Here is a 19118-nt window from a genome sequence, read left to right as displayed (position 1 = left end):
GTGCTGGAAGAAGAGATCGATTACCGCTATCTGCGCATGCCGCATGCCGAACGCGGCATGGTAGTCGGTCTTTTCGGCGGTTCCTTCAATCCGCCGCATCAGGGCCATGCGCTGGTGGCTGAAATCGCCATCCGACGGCTTGGCCTCGACCAACTCTGGTGGATGGTGACGCCTGGCAATCCGTTGAAGAACCGCAATCATCTGGCGCCGCTTGCCGAGCGCATCGCGCTCAGCGAGGCGGTCACGCATGACCCGCGCGTCAAGGTGACAGCTTTCGAGCAGACGCTCGGCATGAGCTACACGGCCAATACGCTCGCCTACGTCAAGGCGCGCAATACCCATGTTCATTTCATCTGGGTCATGGGTGCGGATAGCCTCAACACGTTTCACCGCTGGCAGAAATGGCAGGAGATTGCCCGCACCTTTCCGATCGCCGTCATCGACCGGCCGGGATCGACGCTATCCTATCTCTCCGCGAAGATGGCCAAGACGTTTCACTATGCGCGCGTCGACGAGGATGACGCACGGGTATTGTGGAAAAAACCGGCTCCGGCCTGGACCTTCATTCACGGTCGGCGCTCGACATTGAGCTCAACCGCCTTGCGCGCAGCACAATGACGGCCTCGGCGCGATAACGAGTCTGATTTTCAGGAAAACCTCCAAAATGAAAAAGCCCGACGGGGGAGGAGATCCGTCGGGCTTTCAAACCTGATCAGCAACTGGGAGGAGGAGTGTTGCTGATCGATATCGAAAGGCTTTGGGAGGAGGAGATCGCCGTTTCGATGATTATGTTTTAGCAGATTTGACCAAATGATAAAACGCTGATAGCGCAATGCAGCAATGCATTTTCATCGTGGCTCCGAAAACAATCTGCCCAAAAAACGCTTCTTTTACATGATCTGAGCTAATTGCGTCGCGGCTTCCGGCGCGACCTTCTCCAAAATCTCCCTAAAATCGCACGATTCGTAACGTTACGTCTCATCCCGTGAGCGTTCGCCATCCTTTTGGGCGAATTCAGCCATGCATTTATGCAATGGCAATGCGTTCTTGTATGCGTCCCGGAGGCAAATCCCTATAAAATTCGTAGAGTTACGCTCCACCGTAACGCTATATTTTCTGGAACATATCCCCTAGCCAAGCATCGTCGGCCGTTATATCTGTCCAGATATGTCGATACTTTCCAGGAGAAATAGAATGGCCACGCGCCGCCGCCAATGGATCAAGCTTGCAACCGCCGCCCTTTCCGCCGCCTGGCTTGGCCTGTCGGTCATTCCGGCGCCGGCATTCGCCGCCGACAAGATCACCGTCTTTGCCGCCGCCAGCATGAAAAACGCTCTGGATAACATCGACGACGCCTTTACCAAGGAAACCGGCAAGCAGGTCACCGTCTCCTATGCGGCAAGCGGACCGCTGGCCAAGCAGCTCGAAAACGGGGCGCCGGCCGATGTCTTCATTTCCGCCGATACCGACTGGATGGACTATGTCGCCAAGAAAAAGCTGATCAAGGACGACAGCCGCGTCAACCTGCTCGGCAATCAGATCGTTCTAGTCTCCGCCAAGGACAAGGCCAAACCCGTTGACGTCAAGCAAGGCATGGACCTTGCCGGCCTGCTCGGCGACGGACGCCTGGCGATCGGCCAGCCGGAATCGGTACCGGCGGGCAAATACGGCAAAGCAGCGCTGGAAAAGCTCGGCATCTGGTCTTCCGTCGAGAAGAAGGTGGCCGGTGCTGAAAGCGTGCGCGCCGCGCTCGCGCTGGTTTCACGCGGCGAAGCGCCCTATGGCATTGTCTATAAGACCGATGTTTCCGCCGATCCGGGCGTTGCCGTGGTCGGCACCTTTCCGGAAGACAGCCATCCGCCGATCATCTATCCGATCGCGATCACGGCCAGCAGCACCAACCCTGATACACAGGCCTATGTCGATTATCTGAAATCGGCTAAGGCTGTTCCGTTCTTCGAGCACGAAGGCTTCACGGTTCTCAAGAAGTGAGCGTCATCGCTCGACCGTAGGCAAAAAAGCTCGTCTTTACAGGCTCGCCGGCTGATGGCGGGCCTGACATGTCTTTGCGAGGCCGAACTTGGACGCATTGGGTTTGAGCAGCGACGAATGGACGGCGATCGAGCTGAGCCTGCGCGTCTCGACCGTCGCCATGCTGGTGAGCCTGCCCTTCGGCATTGCCGCCGCGATGTTGTTGGCGCGTGGTAAATTCTGGGGCAAATCGATCCTCAACGGCATCATCCACCTGCCGCTGATCCTGCCGCCCGTCGTTACCGGCTTCATCCTCCTCATCCTCTTCGGCCGCAAAGGCCCCATCGGCGCTTTGCTCGATCAATATCTCGGTATCGTCTTCTCCTTCCGCTGGACCGGTGCGGCGCTTGCCTGCGGCGTGATGGGCTTTCCGCTGATGGTCAGAAGCATCCGCCTGTCGATCGAAGCGGTCGATCGCAAATTGGAAGAGGCCGCCGGAACACTTGGCGCCAGCCCGCTCTGGATATTCCTCACGGTGACCTTGCCGCTGATCCTGCCCGGCATCATCGCCGGCATGATCCTTTCCTTCGCCAAGGCCATGGGCGAGTTCGGCGCCACCATCACCTTCGTCTCCAACATTCCCGGCGAAACGCAGACGCTGTCGTCGGCGATCTACACCTTTACGCAGGTGCCAGGTGGTGATGCCGGCGCGCTGCGGTTGACGATCGTCGCGATCGTCATTTCCATGGTGGCACTGCTCGCCTCTGAATTCCTCGCCTATCTCGCCGGCAAGAGGGTGGATTGGGAATGACGCTGACCGTCGATATCCGCCATCGATTGGGCGCATTCTCGCTTGAAGCCGCCTTCACCTCCGACGGCGGCGTCACGGCCCTGTTCGGCCGCTCCGGCTCGGGCAAGACCTCGATCATCCGCATCATCGCCGGCCTGATCCAACCCGATCATGGCCGCGTCGACCTCGATGGCACGGTGCTCGGAGACACCGACGCCCAGGTCTTCGTTCCGCGCCACCGCCGCCGTTTCGGCTACGTCTTCCAGGAGGCGCGGCTGTTTCCGCATCTTTCCGTGCGGCAGAACCTGAATTACGGCCGCTGGTTCGCGCCGAAAAGCGGCCATAGCGAAAGCTTCGATGGCGTCGTTGATCTCCTCGGCATCGCAGCCCTTCTCGATCGACGACCGGCCAAACTCTCCGGCGGCGAGAAACAACGCGTCGCCATCGGCCGCGCCCTGCTGTCGTCACCACGGCTGCTCTTGATGGACGAGCCGCTGGCCGCACTCGACGAGGCCCGCAAAGCCGAGATCCTGCCTTATCTCGAACGGCTCCGCGACGAGACGAAGGTGCCGATCATCTATGTCAGCCATTCGATCGCCGAGGTGGCGCGACTTGCCAACCGCGTCGTCGTCCTACGCGACGGCAAGGTGGAGGCAACGGGACCGGCAGTCGAAATCTTTAGCCAGCTTTCCGGCCCGCAGGCGATCGACCGCCGCGAAGCCGGCGTTCTGCTCGAGGGCCGTGTGGAGCATATCGACCGCGAGCACCGCCTGACCATCGTGGCGCTGAAAGCTGCAAAGCTCTTCGTACCCGGGGAGGCGGCTGGAATTGGCAAGACCGTCCGCGTTCACATCCCAGCCCGCGACGTCATGCTGGCAACGGCGCGGCCCGAAGGTCTCAGCGCCCTCAATATCCTTGAAGGGCGGGTGCTTGCCATCGGCACGGCGGCCGATGGCACCGTGGAAGTGAAAGTGGATTGCGGTGGCGACACGGTCCTTGCCCGCATTACGCAGTTTTCCTCCGAACGGCTGGGTCTGCGCATCGGACTGCCCATCCACGCGGTCATCAAGACCGTGGCGCTCGAATCCTAAGGGCGATCAGGACTCCACCTGCGGCTCTGCGACGGCGTCGTCAGGGTTGCGATTGGCCTCCAGCCATTCGAGATCACCGGCAATGGCGGCCCGCACCGAACTCTCCATGCCGCGGAACCGCCGCAGCAATTCCTCGCCGAAGGGCGTCAATGCCGCGCCGCCGCCGTTCGGGCCGCCGCGCTGGGATTCGACGGCCGGCTCCTGGAACATATGGTTCAATTCGCTGATCAGCAGCCAGGCACGGCGATAGGACATGTCCATGGCCCGACCGGCGGCCGAGATCGAACCGGTTTCGCGAATATGTTCAAGGAGTTCCATCTTGCCGCGCCCAAGCCGGCCCTGCCCCGAAAAACTGATGCGGAGAATGGGTTTCAGGGATTGTTGCGGAGCTTTGGTCATGGCGTCTAAGCGTTTCGATCTGATCTTGTGTATACGCGTCCTTCGCGCACCTGTACATGGGAAGCGGGCGGCCGAGATCGAGGACGGGGCTCACCTCACCTTGCGTTACCCCGGCCGAATTGCCCACATATGGTGCGAAAGAGGCGGGAAATACCACAAAAGCTTGTCTTTACGTCCAATAGATGACAACCAGCGTCTTGAAACCTTAATGCTTTGGTGCCTATCTTTAAGGTGTGATCGACTCAGATCACGTGCCTGTTCTGTTACTCAAGGAAGGAAGAGCACTGACAACAGTACACGCCAAGGGAAGAACGCCTGTCGTTGTCCCGAAGAGCCCGGAACGTGGCGTCGATGCCGCTGCCCGCGCCCTGCAAGCCGTCCTCGTAAGCCTCGAGGACTCCAAGGCCGAAAATATCGTCACCATCAACATTGCTGGCAAGTCCGCGCTTGGAGACTACATGGTCGTCGTCTCCGGACGCTCGAACCGGCATGTCCTGGCGATCGCCGACCATCTGATCACCGACCTCAAGGAAGAAGGCCTGGGCAATGCCCGCGTCGAAGGCCTGGAAGGCGGCGACTGGGTGCTGATCGACACGGGTGACATTATCATTCACGTGTTCCGTCCCGAGATTCGCGAGTTCTATAACATCGAAAAGATGTGGGCCGCGCCCGATCTCGACGAGGGCACGCTGCACTGACCTATTCCGGGCATTATTCCCGGTCCCGGTTAGTAGGTTTGAATAGCCGGACATGATTGTCCGGCAACGGTCTATATTTTGTGCCGTCATGATGGCGGATATGCTTAGGAGCGGGAATGCGGATAGGCCTTTTTGCCGTGGGACGGCTGAAAACCGGCCCTGAAAAGGATCTTGCGGCCCGTTATCTCGACCGTTTCGCCAAGGCTGGTCCAGCAATCGGCCTCGAATTGGCGCGCATGACGGAAGTCGCCGAAAGCCGCGCATCCAACGGCGAGACGCGCAAGCGTGAAGAAGCGGTCCTGTTGCAGAAAGCGCATCCGGACGGCGGCGTTCTTATTCTGCTCGACGAGCGCGGCAAGGCGCTGGACAGCGAAGCCTTCGCCGCTTTGCTTGGCACGTTCCGCGACCAGGGCAAGCGCGATCTCACGATCGCCATCGGCAGCGCCGACGGTCTCGACCCCTCCCTTTACGAGAGAGCCGACGCAACCATCTGCCTGGGCAAGATGACCTGGCCGCATCAGCTTGTGCGCATTCTCATCGCCGAACAGCTCTACCGCGCCGTCACCATCCTCTCCGGTCACCCCTACCATCGGGTTTGAGATTCCGCTGCCCCGGATCGAATTGCTCGAAAACAGTTTGGCTTTCGGCTATTTTGCGTTAACGGAACGCTCACACAGGCGTGTTTTGATTCCCGCCGCAAAATTGATGATGCTTCCTGGATAATCGCGGCAAACCGGTTTAATTTCGCGCGATCTGAAGGGGCCGAGCCCAAACGACTGGATGAGAAAAACCCCACCCACGCTTTCCCGCTTGCTGCTGCCCTCACTGGCGGTGTGTCTTGGCGTCGGTGTCTATGTGGAAAGCCCGTTTCAGTTCCGGGACATGGCCCTGGCGCAGGAAGATGACGGCGCCTCGCCCGCGCAGACCCCCACGCAAACCAAGGACGACCAGCCCGGCGTCACCTCGACCGCACCCTCGACGCAGCCGGCCGAACAGGCGCCGGACCCTGCCGCCGATCTTGCCAAGAAGCGCGATCAAACCCGCGCCGAGCTGGAGGAATTGTCAAAGACGATCAGCCTTTCCTCCGACAAGACGAAAGCCCTGGAAGACAGCATCGCCTCGCTCGACAAGAGCACGGCCAGCCTGCGCCAGGCGCTGATCGACAGCGCGGCCCGCCGAAGGGATATGGACCGCAAGATAGAGCAGAGCGAAAAGAAGCTGACCGATCTCGCGGTCAAGGAAGACAAGATCCGCAAATCATTGCATGAGCGCCGTGCGCTGTTGGCCGAAGTTCTGGGCGCGCTGGAACGCATGGGCCGCAATCCGCCGCCGGCGCTGCTGGTAACGCCCGACGATGCGCTGGCTTCCGTGCGCAGCGCCATCCTGCTCGGCGCCGTCGTTCCCGGCATGCGCAAGGAGACGGACAAGCTCATCGCCGACCTTACCGATCTCACCAAACTGCATGCCGCCACCGCGGCAGAAAAGGCCGATCTCACCGCCACCATGACCAACAGTCTGGAGGAGGAACGACGCATGGACATGCTGGTCGCCGAAAACGACAAGCACAGCCATGAGAATGCCGCCGAACTGGACGCCGAACGCAAGCGTTCCGAAGAATTGGCGGGCCAGGCGACCAGTCTCGAGGGCCTCGTCGCATCGCTGGAAAGCCAGATCGGCTCGGTGCGCGATGCCGCCGCCGCGGCCCGGGCGGAAGAGGCCCGCCGGGAGCAGATGACCGATCAGCAGCGCGAACAGGCGAGGGCACTGGCCGAAAGCGGCGTGCCCGATAAAAACCGCATTGCGCCCGCATATCCGTTTTCCGACCTTAAACGGAAATTGGAGCTGCCTGTGGCGGGTGATATTCTCCGCCAGTTCGGCGACGATGACGGCACGGGACATACCGCGATGGGCCTGACCCTCGCAACCGGCGCCGACGCGCTCGTCACCGCTCCTGCCGATGGGACTGTCGTTTACGCCGGCGCATTTCGCAGCTATGGCCAGATGGTTATTCTGGATACCGGCGACGGTTATCATATGGTGCTGTCGGGAATGGACGCGATCAAGACGCGTCTCGGCAAATTTGTCTTCGCTGGCGAGCCGCTCGCTGTAATGGGCCAAAAAAGAGTCGCGAGCGCGACTGCATTGGCGCTGGAAACGGATCGACCAACGCTTTACATTGAATTTCGAAAAGATGGGAAGCCGGTCGATTCTCGGCCTTGGTGGACCTCCAAAGACACTGGAAAGGCACGCAATGATACGTAGGGCTTCTCTTGTTCTCGTTGGCGCATTGATGGGTGCGACCGCGATGAGCGTTATCTACACGGCGGTAGCGCCGGCGGAAGCCGCGGGCGCTTCCACGTACAAGGAACTGTCGATTTTCGGCGACGTCTTTGAACGTGTGCGCGCGCAATACGTAACGCCGCCCCAGGAAGACAAGCTGATCGAAGCCGCCATCAACGGCATGCTGTCCTCGCTGGACCCGCATTCGAGCTACATGAATGCCAAGGACGCCGACGACATGCGCACCCAGACCAAGGGTGAATTCGGCGGTCTCGGCATCGAAGTGACCATGGACAACGACCTCGTCAAGGTCATCACCCCGATCGACGACACGCCCGCCGCCAAGGCCGGTGTTCTCGCTGGCGACTATATCACCGCGATCGACGGCCAGTCGGTCCGCGGCCTCAAGCTGGAAGACGCCGTCGAGAAGATGCGCGGCGCCGTCAAGACGCCGATCAAGCTGACGCTGATGCGCAAGGGCGCCGACAAGCCGATCGAACTCACCATTATCCGTGACGTGATCGCCGTTGCCGCCGTCAAGTCGCGCGAAGAAGGCGGCGATGTCGGTTATCTCCGCATCATCTCCTTCACCGAAAAGACCACGCCAGACCTGGAAGCCGCGATCGCCAAGATCAAGAAGGATATCCCGGCCGACAAGCTGAAGGGCTATGTCCTCGACCTGCGCCTCAATCCGGGCGGTCTGCTCGACCAGGCGATCAACGTTGCCGACGATGTGCTGGAGCGCGGCGAAGTCGTCTCGACCCGTGGCCGCAATCCGGACGAAACCCGCCGCTTCAACGCCGGCCCGGGCGACCTGACCGACGGTAAGCCGATGATCGTGCTCATCAACGGCGGTTCGGCATCGGCATCGGAAATCGTCGCCGGCGCTCTGCAGGATCTGCGCCGCGCCACCGTTCTCGGCACCCAGTCCTTCGGCAAGGGCTCCGTGCAGACGATCATCCCGCTTGGCGATGGCAACGGCGCTCTGCGCCTGACGACGGCGCTCTATTACACGCCGTCGGGCCGTTCGATCCAGGGCACCGGTATCACGCCTGACATTAAGGTCGACGAGCCGCTGCCGGACGATCTGAAGGGCAAGCTGGTGACGGAAGGCGAATCCAGCCTGCCGGGCCACATCAAGGGCCAGAGCGAAACCGACCAGGGCTCCGGCTCGGCCGCTTACGTGCCGCCGGATCCGAAGGACGACGTTCAGCTCAACTACGCGCTTGACCTGTTGCGCGGCGCAAAGACCGACCCGTCCTTCCCGCCGAACCCGGAAAAGGCGGTTTCCTCCAAATAAGGAAATAGCGCCGGGCTGGAAACAGATCCGGCGCTTTCATATCCAGGGCGAGGTGATTGATCTCATCTCGCTCTAACTATTTGAATAAGCATGTCTTATTCGAAATCCATTTTGGATCTGCTAGAGTGTTTTGAATCTGCAGCGTCTCCCTGCTTTGATGGCTGCATGAAACTGGAATGCACGGGGGCGGACATTTTCCCATTTTGGGGTGGATACGGACTTTGGGAACGGATTTGCATGCACCGCTGGGCCAGAACCGCGGCTCTGGCCGCAAGCGGCGGCGTCCGCCCTTCGGGCGCATCCTCGCCGGCTTCTGTCTGATCGCGATCGCCAGTTTTTCCCTCTATTCAGCACTGTTGCGCGACCATCTGCAGAAGACTCCCCCGGTCGAGACTGCCGAAAAGGCGTCGCCATCGCCACAGGCCAGTGGCAAGCCGGCCACGGCCGATCAAACGACAGCCCTGAAGCAGGTCGATCCGCAATCCGGCGCCGATACGCATCGCATCGTCACCAGCGACGGTTCCGTCGTGACCATGTTCAGCCCGAATACGCGCGACGGCGACGGCCCTGTGCTGATCAATGCCAATCAGGTCGGCCAGGATCCGCGCATGGCGGCGACGCCGAACGACGGTCTGCTGGAGGATTCGCCTTTCGGCAGGTTGCCGATTATCGCGCCGAGCGGATTGAGACCGATGGATCAATATGCGCGGCCTTGGTCCGGCGCCCGCGGCACGCGTGTCGCCATCGTCGTCAGCGGCCTCGGCCTCAGCCAGACCGGTACGCAGCGCGCCATCGAGAAACTGCCGGAGGAAATCACGCTCGCCTTTGCCGCCAGCGGCAATAGCCTGCAGCGCTGGATGCAGGAGGCGCGGCGTGGCGGCCATGAAATCCTGATCCAGGTGCCTTTCGAGCCATTCGATTACCCAGGCAACAATCCCGGACCCGATACGCTTTTGACCTCGCAGCCCGCGGCCAAAAACATCGAAGACCTGCACAAGGCTTTGGCCGAAATCACCAACTATACCGGCGTGATGAACTATCTCGGCGGACGATTCCTGTCGAATGCCGATGCCATGGAACCGGTCATGCGCGATATCGGCAAGCGCGGTCTGCTGTTCCTCGACGACGGCTCCTCGGCACAGTCCAAATCCGGTACGGTTGCCAAGGCGCTTGAGGTGCCGCATGCCTTTGCGGATGTGCAGCTCGACGGAGAATTGAAGCAGGATGCCATCCTGAAGAAGCTCGACGAGCTGGAGCGCATCGCGCGCCGCAATGGCTCGGCTATCGGCGTTGCATCCGCTTTCGACGAGAGCGTCGACGCCATCAGCAAATGGAGCGAGGAGGCCGCCATGCGCGGCATCGAGATCGTCGCCGTCTCGGCGCTTGCCGACGACCCCAAACATCCCTGAAGGCTTAGAGGATTACCATGAGCAAGAGCCACGTCCCCATCAGAGCTGAAGACCTGCCTTATCGCCCCTGCGTCGGCATCATGGTGCTCAATCGCGAAGGGCTGGTCTGGGCCGGCAAGCGCATTCCGGACGGCAATTCCGAATATGACGGCTCGCCGCATCTCTGGCAGATGCCGCAGGGCGGCATCGACGAGGGTGAAGACCCGCTGGAGGCGGCCTATCGCGAGCTCTACGAAGAGACCGGCATGAAGACCGTGACGTTGCTCGCCGAAGCGAAGGACTGGATCAACTACGATCTGCCGCCGCAATTGATCGGCATCGGCCTCAAGGGAAAATTCCGCGGCCAGACCCAGCGCTGGTTCGCCTTCCGCTTCGACGGCGACGAAAGCGAAATCGCCATCAATCCGCCGCCGGGCGGCCATGAACCGGAATTCGAGGCCTGGGATTGGAAGCCTATGGCAGAGCTGCCCGGCCTGATCGTCGCCTTCAAGCGGTCGGTCTATGAACAGGTCGTCGCCGAATTCCGGAATTTGGCCGGGTTGAAGACAGAAGACTGAGCGCATTCCGGCCGCCTGAAAGGGCGGCCGGAAAATCGATGCTAATTATTCAGCAGAATCAGCGGAGTCGGCGTTGAGCTGGCCGTATTTGGCCTCGCCGATCTTTTCAAGCAGGTCGATCTGGGTTTCCAGGAAGTCGATATGACCTTCCTCATCCGCCAACAGCTCTTCGAACAGCTTCATCGAAACATAGTCGCCGGCATCGTGACAGATGTCGCGCGACTTCTTGTAGGCGGTGCGGGCGTCATATTCGCCGGCGAGATCGGCCTCCAGCACTTCCTTGACATTCTGGCCGATGCGCAGCGGCGCCAGTGTCTGCAGGTTCGGATGCCCTTCGAGGAAGATGATGCGAGCAACGAGACGATCGGCGTGGTGCATCTCTTCGATGGATTCCGCACGCTCCTTCTTGGCAAGCTTGGTATAGCCCCAATCTTCCAGAAGCCGGTAATGAACCCAATATTGATTGACTGCACCGAGTTCGAGAAATAGCGCCTCGTTAAGCCGCTCGATGACTTTTTTGTCGCCTTTCAATGTCCGCTCTCCTGTTTTCTTCATGGAACTTTTTCAAGCGGGACATGAAATCAAATATTTCCGCCTCCGTCGAGTGGCGGCGGGCATGATAGTCCTCGGTCGTCTGTATAATGATGTCGACGACATTCGGGAAGCAGCCGCAGCAACGGCCGCGCTTCGACATGGCGTGATAGACCTTGGCGGGGACGATGAGCTGCCAACAATCCTGATCGAGGAGCTCGATGATGACCTCCCGGATTTCCTTGTCGGTGATGTAATTACAACTGCAAACCAGCATTCTTCGCTCAGCCCGTCAAACATGACATCTGCTGTCTTGTTATCTGCGAAAGAAGACGATCTTTGTCAAGAAAAATTCGATTCATTTTTCATCGGGCGAGCCGGACAGGGTCACTTCGGCGTGAAGCACAATGTCCTGCGCATCAATGGAAGTTACGGCCTCGCGGCATGACGCTTGCCGTCTCGGCCGCATTGCTGCGGCCATCTGCCGCTATCTCGGCAGCCTCTCGCACGGACGCACTTGTTTCGGTAAGCCGCTTCTTCTGCCGGTGATCCATGGTCGGACGCAGGGCCTCATCCGCCCGATCGCTGACGCCGAACCGCCTAGCTTCGCGTTGCAGGATCCCCAGCGCCGAAGTCATATCCTCGATATAGTCGACCACCACATGGATGACGCCGCTTTCGCTCTGCAAACGGCCGCGGATCTTGACCAGGCGGGCGCCCATGACGATGGCGCGGTATTTCTCGAACATCTTCGGCCAGACGATCGCATTGGAAACGCCGGTTTCGTCCTCCAGCGTCATGAAGATCACGCCCTTCGCCGAGCCCGGCCGCTGTCGCACCAGCACCAACCCAGCAATCGTCACCATCCTGCCATTAGGAACATTGGGCAAATCCCTGTTCTGCACGATCCCCATTCTGGAAAAATCCGCACGCAGGAAAGACATCGGATGCGCCTTCAGCGACAGCGAAAGATAACGATAATCCTCGATCACCTGCTCGCCGGGCAGCATTTCCGGCAGGGACACCACCGGCTCGATTTGCAGGTCGGTGCGGTCGGCAAGATCGAAGAGAGGTAGCTTTTCCGCAGCGCTGCCGACATCGAGCGCCCGCACGGCCCAAAGCGCCTCGCGACGGCTCAAACCGATGGAGTGGAAGGCATCCGCATCCGCGAGGCGTTCGATCTGCGCTTTGGCAAGACCGGAGCGCAGCCAGAGATCGCGCACGGAACTGTAGCCATCGCCACGGCGCTCGACGAGCTGTTCCATCTCCTTATCCGACAGGCCTTTGACCTGCCGGAAACCGAGGCGGACCGCGCATTGCGTCTTGATCAGCGCGCGCATCGACGCATGACGCGGCTCGACGGCGTCCTGATCGAAGCGCGCCCTCTCCAGCAGGCAATCCCAACTGGAATGATTGACATCCACCGGTCGCATCTCGACGCCATGCTCGCGCGCATCGCGAACGAGCTGTGCCGACGCATAGAAACCCATGGGCTGGGCATTCAGGATCGCCGCACAGAAGACATCGGGATAATAGGTCTTGAGCCAAGAAGAGGCGTAGACGAGGAGGGCGAAGGAAGCCGCGTGGCTTTCCGGAAAACCATATTCGCCGAAACCCTTGATCTGCTCGAAACAGTTTTTGGCGAATTCCCGCTCGTACCCCCTTTCAGCCATGCCTTCGATCATCTTCTTCTCGAAAGTGTGGATGGTCCCCGTTCGTTTGAAGGTCGCCATCGCCCGGCGCAACTTGTCAGCCTCCGCAGGTGTAAACCCCGCTGCCGTAATGGCGATTTGCATTGCCTGTTCCTGAAAGAGGGGGACTCCCAGCGTTCGCTTCAGAACCTCCTTCAGCTCCGGGCTCGGATAGTCGAGTTCCTTTCCTGCCCGGTCTGCCTCTCGCCGCTTGAGATAGGGATGCACCATGTTGCCCTGGATCGGTCCAGGCCGGACGATCGCCACTTCGATGACCAGATCGTAGAATCTACGAGGCCTCAGCCGTGGCAGCATGCTCATCTGCGCCCGGCTCTCAATCTGGAAAACCCCAATCGTATCGGCGCGGCAGATCATGTCATAGACCGGCTCGCCGTCCGGATGATTGGCATTGCCGAGATCGGCGAGCGTCTTCTTCACATCATAGTGGAGGAGCAGCAGATCGAAGGCCTTGGCAAGGCAGGTCAACATCCCCAGCGCCAGGACGTCGATCTTGAGAATATCGAGGGAATCGAGATCGTCCTTGTTCCACTCGATCATGTAGCGGTCGTCCATCGCCGTATGCATGATCGGCACGACTTCGTCCAACCGATCCCTGGTGATGACGAAGCCGCCGACATGTTGGGTCAGATGCCGGGGAAATCCCATCAGCGTCGAAGCATAGGACAGAACGCGCTGCGTCGTCCGATCCCTGAGGTCGAGGCCAGCAATCCTTGCCTCGCGTTCGGATAATTCTTCTGTCGACCAGCCCCAGACACCGCTCGCCAGAGCCGATTGCACATCCTCCGACAGGCCGAAGGCCTTGGCCACCTCGCGGCCAGCCGAGCGCGCCCGATAGCTGGTGACTGCCGCCGTCAGCCCGGCATGCTCCTTTTTGTAATGTTTGTAGATATACTGAATGACGTCTTCGCGCTTCTCGTGCTCGAAATCCACGTCGATATCCGGCGGCTCTTCCCGTTCCGTCGAAATGAAGCGCTCGAACAAAAGCGTCGTGATCTCCGGATTGACCTCGGTAATTCGAAGGCAATAGCAGACCGTGGAATTGGCAGCGGAGCCGCGGCCCTGGCACAGGATATTTTCACTGCGAGCATGTTCCATGATGCGATGCACCGTCAGGAAATAGGGCTCGTACTGCCTCTGCTTGATGAGATCGAGTTCGTAATCGATCTGCTTGGCGACCTTCGCTGGAATGCCATTGGGATAGCGCCATTTGGCACCCACTCGGGTCAGGCGTTCCAGCGTTTCCGAGACAGTTTCACCGTCTACACTCTCATCGGGATAATTGTGCTTCAGCTCATCCAGCGAAAAAGACAGCCGGCTAAAAAACTTTTGCGTATTGGCGATGGCTTTCGGGTAGTTTTTAAAAAGCCGTGCCATTTCCGCCCCGCCCTTCAAACAGCGTTCGGCATTGGCCGCCAGCCTGAAGCCGGCCTCGGCGATCGGCACATGCTCACGGATCGAAACGACGATATCGGCAAGCGGTTTGCGCTCGCTCGCGTGATAAAGCGGCTGATTGGTGGCGATCAAGCGCACCCCGTTTCTGAGCGCGAGGATGGAGAGTGTCGCGAAGAACAGGTGATCGCGCCCGTCATAGGCGGGCGACAGCGCCATATGGAGCTTCCTGCCGAAGCGCATCCACAGCCGCGCCAGGCACCCTTCCAGTTTCGCCTGTCCCTCCTGCGTCTCCACGCTCGCAGCATCCGGCACGAGCGCCAGCATCATCTCGTCGCCCCATTCCAGGAGGTCGGCCTCGTGAAGCTCGCATTCCCCTTTCTCGGCCCTGAGATTGCCGGCGCTCAACAGCCGGCAGAGATGCGCCCAGCCCTTCCGATTCTGCGGGAAGGCGAGGATGTCGGGCGTCTCGTCCGAAAAGATCAGGCGGGCGCCGGGCTGGAAGCGATAGCCATGCTGCTTGGCGATGACATGCGCCCTGACCACGCCGGCGACGCTGTTCCGGTCAGCGATGCCGAGGCCGCTGAGGCCGGCGATCTTTGCGGCCAGAACCATTTCTTCCGGATGCGAAGCTCCTTCGAGAAAGGAGAAATTCGATCGTGCCCCGATCTCGAAAAAGGGCACGGTTTCGAGAGTTGGGGCAGGGGCACTCATGGGAAGATTCCATGCATGTACCAGCTCGGCCTTGTTGCACCCTGACCATAGAGACCCTTGCGAAACAGCCAGAAACGATGACCGGCCTCATCCTCGATGCGGAAATAATCGCGGGCCGGGGTTTCCTCCTCGTCGACCCACCATTCCGCCGCAAGCCGCTCCGGTCCTTCGGCCCGCAGGACTTTATGCGTGATCCGCCGCCAACGGAATTGCCGGGGCGGACCGTCAGGCACTTCGGTGGCAAAGGTTTCGATCGGCTCGGGCATGCGAAACAGCCGGAGCGGGCGCTCCCCGCGGAAGAAGCCATGACCGGCATGCTCGCTTCCTGTCCGTCTGTGGGCCGCAAGGATTTCTACGGCAGGTATCGATCGAACGGCCCGTTCGGGAATATGGCTTTCCTGCAGCTCGAAGCCCTGCAGGCAGTCCGGCCCCAGCCGTGCCGCGACCCGGTCGGCGAAGGCGGCGAGCGAGCCATCCTGCCGGCCCTCTTCGATGAAATCGTCTTGCGTCGCGTCGAAAGGCGCATGTTCCAGGACATTGAGGCGGACGATTTCGAAGCCGTATCCCACATCGAGATCGTCATGAATGGCAGTGAAGCGCTCCGTGAACAGGTTGGCGATCCGGCTCGGCTCCCGCAGCGGCTGCGACGCCCCGGCGGCGATGCGGAACACCATGCCGTCGATCCGGAACAGCAAAAGCTCGAACGAACGGCCGCCGACACCGCGGGCCTCCAGCCCCGGCTTCAAGGTTTCGGCAAGCTGGCGGGCCAGTTGCAAGATATCGGCCTCCGCCTGCACCGGTTCGGCAAGCCGCCGCTCGGCTGACAACTGCGCGACCGGCCGGCGCGGCGAGATCGGCTCCTCGTTCAGGCCGACGGCCTGATCGAGCCGCAACAGGAGTTGCGCGCCGAAACGGCGGGTCAGCGGCGCCCGCGGTGCGGCCAGGAGATCGCCCACCTGCTTCAATCCCAGCTTCTGCAATGCGGCGACTGTTTCCTCGCCAAGCCTGAGCGAGGCGACCGGCAGTGGCGCCAGCGCCTCTTCCATGGCTTCCGGAGGAACGACACGGCTCTCGTCGAAGCGGGCCACCGCCCAGGACAGACCCGGCGCAGAGGAGATGGCGCCACGGACATCGAGACCAAGCCGGGAAATCCGGATCAGAATATCCTCGAGCAGCGCTTCTTCGCCGCCGAAGAGATGGGCACAGCCGGTAATATCGAGGAAAAGCCCGTCCTTGCCGTCGATCGCCACCAGCGGCGTATAGCGATCGCACCAATCGGCGATCGCCTCCAGCAATTTGCGGTCCGCGGCCGGATTCTCTTCGACGACGTCAAGGGCGGGACAGATCGCCTTCGCCTCGGCGACGCCCTGTGCAAGCTTCAGGCCGATCGTCTCGGCCCTTTCATTGAGCGCGGTGAGCCGCATGGCATTGTTCAGCTTGCCGGCACAGGCGAGTGGTGGCGCCTCAAGCCGACCGGTCGAACGCCAGGACAGACCCCATCGCTTGCGAGCGATCCGGTCGGTCGGCAGATGCGGAAAGGTCAGCGCCAGAATGCGCTGCGTATTCGCCGGGAAAGGCAGGGCGCTGAGTGTCGAGGACAGGGGCAAACTGGCGGTCATGGGCATTCCACTCCAGGGTTATGGAAAAGGGTGCCGGGTTGCGGCTCTTTTCCAGGGTGAGACGAAAGGCCGGATGACCGATGCTGCCGCCAAGCAGCGATCCGTCCGGCAGGGGCCGCGCCAGGGCCGGCGCGGGTTCGACGGCGAGACGGAAGAGAGCGCTGCTCGCCTCCTCCTCGCCCGCTTGACGCAACAGAAACAAGGGCCGCCCCGCTGCCTTGGCCCGAAGCGCAAGCCGCCGGCTCTCCGTCAACCCGAAACGGGCCGGATTGCCGCGTACCTCCAGAATGACGACCGCGAAGGCCGCACTGACGAGAGCCGCCTCCGCCAGCCATAGCGCCTCTTCCAGCTTGCGCGGTGACGCCTGCAGAAAGCCGGCCGGCTCCAATCCGAAGTCCTGAAGCCCGATCGCATAGGGCAGGCCGGCCTCCATCGCCGCGACCGTATCGCCGATCCATAGAACCGGCGATACGGCCGCGGTTTTGCCGGCGGCTTGCCCCCCAGGCCGCGCAGCGAGAGCTCTAAGCCGTGCAGCGAGAGCAAGCGTGAAACCGCTGGCCGCTCCGGCATCCCGCAAGGCCAGTGAGCGGATCTCCGTCAGCGCATCGAGCGGCACGCCGCCCTGCATCGCCTCGTCGAGATCGGCAACCCCTATCGCAAGCGGCTGGACGGCATCGGCTGAACCAACCTCCGGCTCTGCTGCCCGTGCCTCATGCGCCACGGCAGCCAGCGCCGATATCGGCCTGCCTTCCAGTCGGGCAATGGTTTCACGCAGGGCAAAAAGCGTCTCCCGCGCCACGGCGGCCTCGGCCATGACGTTAGCTCCAGATCAATTATGTTCCTGTTATGTTCTTATGGATTCCAGAGGTCGGAAGAAGAGTCAACACCATTTTATGAGAAAATATTCCTCTGCCTCAATCCACTCTCGAAAAACCGAAACAAAGGCTCTATATGACCAGCTAAGGAAGGAAGCATTCATGGCCCGCATTGACCAGAGCGAGGATTGGCGGGACCGCCATGCCCCCTCGATCAGCACATTCGAATCCCTGGCCACGGAGGCTTACAGCCACCTGCCGGACGAATTCCGTTCGCTCACCGGCAATCTCATCATCCTCATCGAAGATTTCCCCGACGACGACGTGTTCGAGGACATGGCGCTGGAAACGCCCTTCGATCTGCTCGGCCTGTTCGAAGGCCGCGGCATATCGGAGCGTTTCACCGCCCAAACCGGGGAAATGCCGAACAAGATCCGCCTCTATCGCCGGCCGATCATCGATTACTGGGCGGAAAACGAGGAAACCCTCGGCGACATCATCACCCACGTCCTGATCCACGAAATCGGCCACCATTTCGGCCTGAGCGACGAGGATATGGAGCGCATCGAGGCGAGCGCCGAAGAAGCGACGGACCGGTGAGGAACCGATCCTGCTATGCTTACTGCTCGGAAAGCTTCATTTCCGGATCGTAATCCTTGCCTTCGACGTCCTTGACGACCGCCTGGCCGCATTGCATCAGGCCGGTCGCTGCATTGAAGGCATAGGTCGGCGAGCCCGACAGTTCCCAGCCTTTGTTCAGCGCCGCGGTCACCTTATGGCAGAAGGAAGCGTCGTCAGGGCCGGTGAGGAAGCGGTAGAGTTTCATCAAGTCGTCTTTCATACGTATCAGCCCTCATCCTGAGCTTGTCGAAGGACGATGGCGTTCTGCAATCAGGCGAGCTTTATGGACCAGTCTTTCCGCCTGGACAAGATGCAGCCGCTCGACCATGCGTCCGCCGAGGTTTACGACATTGAGGCCGGCCGCCGCCGGATCGGCGAAAGCGGCTATGATGGCTTCCGCCTCCGCAATGGCAGCTTCATCGGGGCCGAAATGCCGGTTGGCGGCTTCGATCTGGTTCGGATGGATCAACATCTTACCGGCAAAGCCCATGGCGCGGCCCTCGGCACATTCGGCGTCCACTGCCTGCATATCCTTGAAATCGTTGAAAACACTGTCGATGGCGTCGAGCCCGTAGGCGCTGACGGCCAGGATCACCTGCATGAGCCAGGGCACGAGATAGGCGCGGCCCGGCTGCGGCAACACATCGGTCTCCTTGCGAAGATCATTGAGGCCGACGACCAAACAATCGAGCCGGCTTCCCGCCGTGCGCCCGGCCTCGGCGATTGCCGCGGCGTTCAAGACGCCGCGCGGCGTCTCGATCATCGCCCAGATGCGCAGGCTCTCCGGCGCATCCGCCTCGGCAAACCTATCGCTGACAACGGTCACATCCTGCGGCTCGTCGATCTTGGGCAGTAACACCGCATCCGGCTCGAGCGCCAGCACCAACTCCAGGTCATCGGCACCGAAGCCCGACGATAGCGTATTGATGCGGATGATGCGCTCCTTGCCGGCCTTTTCTTCGCTATCAGGCGGCGAGCCGGCGAAAAAAGCCCGCAAATTCTCCCGTGCTTCCGCCTTTTTCTCCGGCGCCACGGAATCCTCGAGATCGAAGATGACCGCATCGCAATCGAGATCGGCTATCTTCTCCAGAGCCCGGCGGTTGATCGCAGGAACACTCAGCACCGAGCGGCGCAGACGGACGGAACGGGGAGGGGCGGGACGGCTCATGATACAGTTTTGCCGCGCTTTCGGCCATCAGGCAAGACAACAACAAGCAAGACA

At 60.8% G+C, this 19118-nt stretch carries 19 protein-coding genes; 11 read left to right on the top strand and 8 right to left on the bottom strand.

Features of this window, described 5'->3' with window-relative positions; genetic code table 11:
- Nucleotides 1–36 precede the first annotated feature (36 nt).
- The 4 genes from PH547_RS10870 to modC all read left to right on the top strand — a co-directional run bounded on the left by PH547_RS10870 (nt 37) and on the right by modC (nt 3852).
- Nucleotides 37–618, top strand: a complete 582-nt coding sequence (locus PH547_RS10870; RefSeq protein ID WP_245464001.1) for a nicotinate-nucleotide adenylyltransferase — start codon at nt 37–39, stop codon at nt 616–618.
- A 576-nt stretch (nt 619–1194) separates the two neighbouring features.
- The gene (gene modA / locus PH547_RS10865) at nt 1195–1992 is read left to right on the top strand and encodes a molybdate ABC transporter substrate-binding protein (protein WP_285168233.1); all 798 of its coding nucleotides are present in this window, start codon (nt 1195–1197) and stop codon (nt 1990–1992) included.
- A gap of 88 nt (nt 1993–2080) precedes the next feature.
- On the top strand, nt 2081–2782 hold the full coding sequence (modB, locus tag PH547_RS10860) for a molybdate ABC transporter permease subunit (RefSeq protein WP_283048160.1): 702 nt from the start codon (nt 2081–2083) through the stop codon (nt 2780–2782).
- Nucleotides 2779–3852 (top strand): molybdenum ABC transporter ATP-binding protein, encoded by a 1074-nt coding sequence (modC, locus tag PH547_RS10855; protein WP_285168232.1) that lies wholly within the window; start codon nt 2779–2781, stop codon nt 3850–3852. The genes modB and modC overlap by 4 nt, the downstream gene beginning before the upstream one ends.
- A gap of 6 nt (nt 3853–3858) precedes the next feature.
- On the opposite strand, the gene PH547_RS10850 is transcribed toward modC, so the two are convergent.
- Nucleotides 3859–4251, bottom strand: a complete 393-nt coding sequence (locus PH547_RS10850) for a winged helix-turn-helix domain-containing protein (protein WP_104824883.1) — start codon at nt 4249–4251, stop codon at nt 3859–3861.
- A gap of 251 nt (nt 4252–4502) precedes the next feature.
- On the opposite strand from PH547_RS10850, the gene rsfS reads away from it, so the two are divergent.
- The 6 genes from rsfS (at nt 4503) to PH547_RS10820 (ending at nt 10495) form a co-directional block, all read left to right on the top strand.
- Entirely contained in the window at nt 4503–4949 is a 447-nt protein-coding gene (gene rsfS, locus PH547_RS10845; RefSeq protein WP_104825279.1) for a ribosome silencing factor, read from the top strand.
- 116 nt (nt 4950–5065) lie between these two features.
- Nucleotides 5066–5548 carry a 23S rRNA (pseudouridine(1915)-N(3))-methyltransferase RlmH gene (gene rlmH, locus PH547_RS10840; protein ID WP_285168231.1) on the top strand — a complete coding sequence of 161 codons (483 nt, stop codon included), beginning with the start codon at nt 5066–5068 and terminating at the stop codon, nt 5546–5548.
- Between the two features lie 181 nt (nt 5549–5729).
- Nucleotides 5730–7211, top strand: a complete 1482-nt coding sequence (locus PH547_RS10835) for a murein hydrolase activator EnvC family protein (RefSeq protein ID WP_285168230.1) — start codon at nt 5730–5732, stop codon at nt 7209–7211.
- Nucleotides 7201–8529: a S41 family peptidase gene (locus tag PH547_RS10830; protein WP_285168229.1), complete on the top strand. Its 1329-nt coding sequence runs from the start codon at nt 7201–7203 to the stop codon at nt 8527–8529. The genes PH547_RS10835 and PH547_RS10830 overlap by 11 nt, the downstream gene beginning before the upstream one ends.
- Before the next feature lie 221 nt (nt 8530–8750).
- Nucleotides 8751–9938 (top strand): divergent polysaccharide deacetylase family protein, encoded by a 1188-nt coding sequence (locus PH547_RS10825; protein WP_285168228.1) that lies wholly within the window; start codon nt 8751–8753, stop codon nt 9936–9938.
- 17 nt (nt 9939–9955) lie between these two features.
- The gene (locus tag PH547_RS10820; protein WP_285168227.1) at nt 9956–10495 is read left to right on the top strand and encodes an RNA pyrophosphohydrolase; all 540 of its coding nucleotides are present in this window, start codon (nt 9956–9958) and stop codon (nt 10493–10495) included.
- 45 nt (nt 10496–10540) lie between these two features.
- On the opposite strand, the gene bfr is transcribed toward PH547_RS10820, so the two are convergent.
- From bfr to PH547_RS10795, 5 genes are all read right to left on the bottom strand, one after another.
- Nucleotides 10541–11026, bottom strand: coding sequence for a bacterioferritin (gene bfr, locus PH547_RS10815; RefSeq protein WP_028753752.1), 486 nt, complete (start codon nt 11024–11026; stop codon nt 10541–10543).
- Entirely contained in the window at nt 10992–11303 is a 312-nt protein-coding gene (locus tag PH547_RS10810; protein ID WP_104824890.1) for a (2Fe-2S)-binding protein, read from the bottom strand. Before PH547_RS10810 ends, bfr begins: the two co-directional genes overlap by 35 nt.
- A gap of 142 nt (nt 11304–11445) precedes the next feature.
- Complete coding sequence (locus PH547_RS10805) at nt 11446–14841, bottom strand: error-prone DNA polymerase (protein ID WP_285168226.1); 3396 nt, start codon at nt 14839–14841, stop codon at nt 11446–11448.
- Nucleotides 14838–16265 carry a Y-family DNA polymerase gene (locus tag PH547_RS10800; protein ID WP_285168442.1) on the bottom strand — a complete coding sequence of 476 codons (1428 nt, stop codon included), beginning with the start codon at nt 16263–16265 and terminating at the stop codon, nt 14838–14840. The genes PH547_RS10805 and PH547_RS10800 overlap by 4 nt, the downstream gene beginning before the upstream one ends.
- Nucleotides 16266–16305: 40 nt before the next feature.
- Nucleotides 16306–17274 (bottom strand): ImuA family protein, encoded by a 969-nt coding sequence (locus PH547_RS10795; protein WP_285168225.1) that lies wholly within the window; start codon nt 17272–17274, stop codon nt 16306–16308.
- Between the two features lie 163 nt (nt 17275–17437).
- Here PH547_RS10795 and PH547_RS10790 point away from each other — a divergent pair, with 163 nt between their 5' ends.
- Nucleotides 17438–17875, top strand: a complete 438-nt coding sequence (locus PH547_RS10790) for a metallopeptidase family protein (protein ID WP_104824893.1) — start codon at nt 17438–17440, stop codon at nt 17873–17875.
- Nucleotides 17876–17894: 19 nt separating this feature from the next.
- Here PH547_RS10790 and PH547_RS10785 read toward each other — a convergent pair whose 3' ends face one another.
- Nucleotides 17895–18101: a DUF1737 domain-containing protein gene (locus tag PH547_RS10785; protein WP_104825280.1), complete on the bottom strand. Its 207-nt coding sequence runs from the start codon at nt 18099–18101 to the stop codon at nt 17895–17897.
- Between the two features lie 27 nt (nt 18102–18128).
- The gene (locus PH547_RS10780) at nt 18129–19064 is read right to left on the bottom strand and encodes an HpcH/HpaI aldolase/citrate lyase family protein (protein WP_285168224.1); all 936 of its coding nucleotides are present in this window, start codon (nt 19062–19064) and stop codon (nt 18129–18131) included.
- Nucleotides 19065–19118: the final 54 nt, after the last annotated feature.

The organism is Rhizobium cerradonense, assembly GCF_030182455.1.
In the GTDB taxonomy this organism is placed as follows: domain Bacteria; phylum Pseudomonadota; class Alphaproteobacteria; order Rhizobiales; family Rhizobiaceae; genus Rhizobium.
Note: the sequence above shows the minus strand (reverse complement) of the source record. Positions and strands in the feature narration are given on the sequence as shown.

Excerpts from the sequence above, each read along its gene's own strand:
- PH547_RS10870 (WP_245464001.1), top strand. The coding sequence starts at position 37 with ATGCCGCATGCCGAACGCGGCATGGTAGTCGGTCTTTTCGGCGGTTCC.
- modA (WP_285168233.1), top strand. The coding sequence starts at position 1,195 with ATGGCCACGCGCCGCCGCCAATGGATCAAGCTTGCAACCGCCGCCCTT.
- modC (WP_285168232.1), top strand. The coding sequence starts at position 2,779 with ATGACGCTGACCGTCGATATCCGCCATCGATTGGGCGCATTCTCGCTT.
- PH547_RS10850 (WP_104824883.1), bottom strand. The coding sequence starts at position 4,251 with ATGACCAAAGCTCCGCAACAATCCCTGAAACCCATTCTCCGCATCAGT.
- rlmH (WP_285168231.1), top strand. The coding sequence starts at position 5,066 with ATGCGGATAGGCCTTTTTGCCGTGGGACGGCTGAAAACCGGCCCTGAA.
- PH547_RS10835 (WP_285168230.1), top strand. The coding sequence starts at position 5,730 with ATGAGAAAAACCCCACCCACGCTTTCCCGCTTGCTGCTGCCCTCACTG.
- PH547_RS10830 (WP_285168229.1), top strand. The coding sequence starts at position 7,201 with ATGATACGTAGGGCTTCTCTTGTTCTCGTTGGCGCATTGATGGGTGCG.
- PH547_RS10820 (WP_285168227.1), top strand. The coding sequence starts at position 9,956 with ATGAGCAAGAGCCACGTCCCCATCAGAGCTGAAGACCTGCCTTATCGC.
- PH547_RS10810 (WP_104824890.1), bottom strand. The coding sequence starts at position 11,303 with ATGCTGGTTTGCAGTTGTAATTACATCACCGACAAGGAAATCCGGGAG.
- PH547_RS10805 (WP_285168226.1), bottom strand. The coding sequence starts at position 14,841 with ATGAGTGCCCCTGCCCCAACTCTCGAAACCGTGCCCTTTTTCGAGATC.
- PH547_RS10800 (WP_285168442.1), bottom strand. The coding sequence starts at position 16,265 with ATGCGGCTCACCGCGCTCAATGAAAGGGCCGAGACGATCGGCCTGAAG.
- PH547_RS10795 (WP_285168225.1), bottom strand. The coding sequence starts at position 17,274 with ATGGCCGAGGCCGCCGTGGCGCGGGAGACGCTTTTTGCCCTGCGTGAA.
- PH547_RS10790 (WP_104824893.1), top strand. The coding sequence starts at position 17,438 with ATGGCCCGCATTGACCAGAGCGAGGATTGGCGGGACCGCCATGCCCCC.
- PH547_RS10785 (WP_104825280.1), bottom strand. The coding sequence starts at position 18,101 with ATGAAACTCTACCGCTTCCTCACCGGCCCTGACGACGCTTCCTTCTGC.
- PH547_RS10780 (WP_285168224.1), bottom strand. The coding sequence starts at position 19,064 with ATGAGCCGTCCCGCCCCTCCCCGTTCCGTCCGTCTGCGCCGCTCGGTG.